The organism is Flavobacterium sp. GT3R68, assembly GCF_007109225.1.
Classification (GTDB): Bacteria; Bacteroidota; Bacteroidia; order Flavobacteriales; family Flavobacteriaceae; genus Flavobacterium.
This window is the reverse complement of sequence record NZ_VJZK01000018.1, coordinates 1-2,328: the sequence shown is the minus strand read 5'-3', so window position 1 is coordinate 2,328 and position 2,328 is coordinate 1. Positions and strand designations below refer to the sequence as shown.

Below are 2,328 nucleotides of genomic sequence, written 5' to 3'. Positions count from 1 at the left end.
GAACCTCCTGCAATTTGATTGCTCGCACTCTCCAGATCGAATACAGAGAAACCATCGCTGTTCGGATCACAAACTTCTAATTCGGCTCCAGCGGTTGCCACAGGCAAAGGATTAACCGTTATAGTCATCGTTGCTGTACCCGAACATGTACCGATATTAGGGGTAAATGTATACATGGTAGTGGCCATATTATTTATAGGCGGCGACCATCCTCCAGCAATACCGTTATTGGATGTTGTAGGCAATGGCGCTAAAACACCACCGGCACAAATTGGGGCAACCTGCGTAAAGGTTGGAGTCACACTATTATTTATATTAACCCTAGCCGAACTGCTGTCATCAACACAAGGAGTGGCAGCTGTAAGAGTATAAATAAACTCGCTTGATGTCGCTCCAATTGCGGGTGTATATGTTCCTGCTGCGGCATTAAAGACTCCCCCTGTTCCTGAGAATCTTATCCAATTTCCTCCAGCTTGTTCGCCTGTAATCAAACTATACAAATCTATCGGTGCCACATTTGTATCACATATTACTAACGGAGATCCATCAACTCCCGCATAAGGTTGAGCATTGATATTAATCGTAGCCATACTTGTTGAATTCATACATGGTGCGGTTCCTCCTAACGTATATCGGAACGTACTATTGGTTGCCCCTGATGCTGGTACAAATGTTCCTGCGCCTGCATTAAACACACCTCCTGTTCCTGATAATCTGATCCAATTTCCTCCAGATTGTTCGCCTGTAATCAAACTATACAAATCTATCGATACCACACTTGAATCACATATTACTAATGGCAATCCATCAACTCCTGCGTTGGGTTGTGCATTGATATTAATCGTAGCCATACTCGTAGAATCTCCACATGGGGCTGTACCTACTAACTTGTATTCAAACGTACTATTGGTTGCGCCTGCCGCCGGTACAAATGTTCCTGCGCCTGCATTAAACACACCACCTGTCCCTGTTAATCTAATCCAATTCCCACCAGATTGTTCGCCTGAAATCAAACTAAATAAATTGATTACTGCTGAATTTGTATCACAAATTACTAATGGCGATCCATCAACTCCTGCATAAGGTTGAGCATTGATATTAATCGTAGCCATACTCGTTGAATTCATGCATGGTGCGGTTCCTACTAACGTATATCGGAACGTACTATTGGTTGCTCCTGCTGCTGGTACAAATGTTCCTGCGCCTGCATTAAACACACCTCCTGTTCCTGATAATCTGATCCAATTTCCTCCTGATTGTTCACCTGTAATCAAACTATATAAATCTATCGATGCCATATTTGAATCACATATTACTAATGGCAATCCATCTACACCTGCATAAGGTTGTGGGTTGATATTAATCCTAGCTACACTGGTAACGTCCAAACATGATCCAGTTCCCACTATCGTATAAGCAAAAATACTTGTGGTTGCTCCTACTGCTGGAGTATAGGTTCCCGCACCCGCATTAAATGTTCCGCCTGACCCTGAAGTTTGGGACCAAGTTCCACCTGTATCTTCCCCTGTAATTAAGCTATATAAATCTACTGGCAGTAAACTTGAATCACAAATAGTAATAGTTCCATTCGTTCCCGCATCAGGTTGATTATTTACTCTAATAGTAACTACACTTATATCATCTGGACAAGGAGCAATTCCTGTTACAGTATAAGTAAAAGTAGAAACAGAAGCTGCGGATCCTGATGGAGGAGTAAAGATTGCGGACATTGGATTGAAATTTCCAACTGGCCCTGAAGTTTGTAGCCAATCCCCTCCCGCATCTTCACCTGTAAGCAAGTTGCCAATATTTATTGCAGATGCTGTTTGAGGGCAAACAACTAAATCAACATCTTCTCCTGCATAGGGTTTTGCGTTAATTGTAATACGCGCTACACTTGTATCATTTGGACACGGTGCTATTCCTATTGCTGTATAGGTAAAATTACTAGATGTTGACCCTGATGTTGGGGTAAACGTACCTGTTCCAGAATTAAACGTTCCGCCTGATCCTGAAGTTCGTATCCAAAACCCACCTGCATCTTCACCTGTAATCAAACTGTACAAATCAATTGTAGCTACACTCGAATCACAGATGACAATACTACCATCACCTCCCGCATTGGGTTGTGCATTTATGATAATACTACCATTAGCTGATACTGCCCCACAACCTCCTGTTAAGAGAATATTATAAGCATAAGGGGAACCAACTGTAACACTTGGAGATCCCGAGATAGTCACCACATTCCCTGCCCAAGTTCCCGTAACTCCCGCTGGAAGTCCCGAGAAGGTAGCACCCGTTGCGCCAGTTGTCGCATAAGTAATA

Annotated in this window: 1 pseudogene; it reads right to left on the bottom strand. The window is 42.8% G+C overall.

What is annotated here, in order from left to right:
• Positions 1-2,328: pseudogene (locus tag FNW07_RS13845) on the bottom strand (hypothetical protein); the annotation flags it as partial.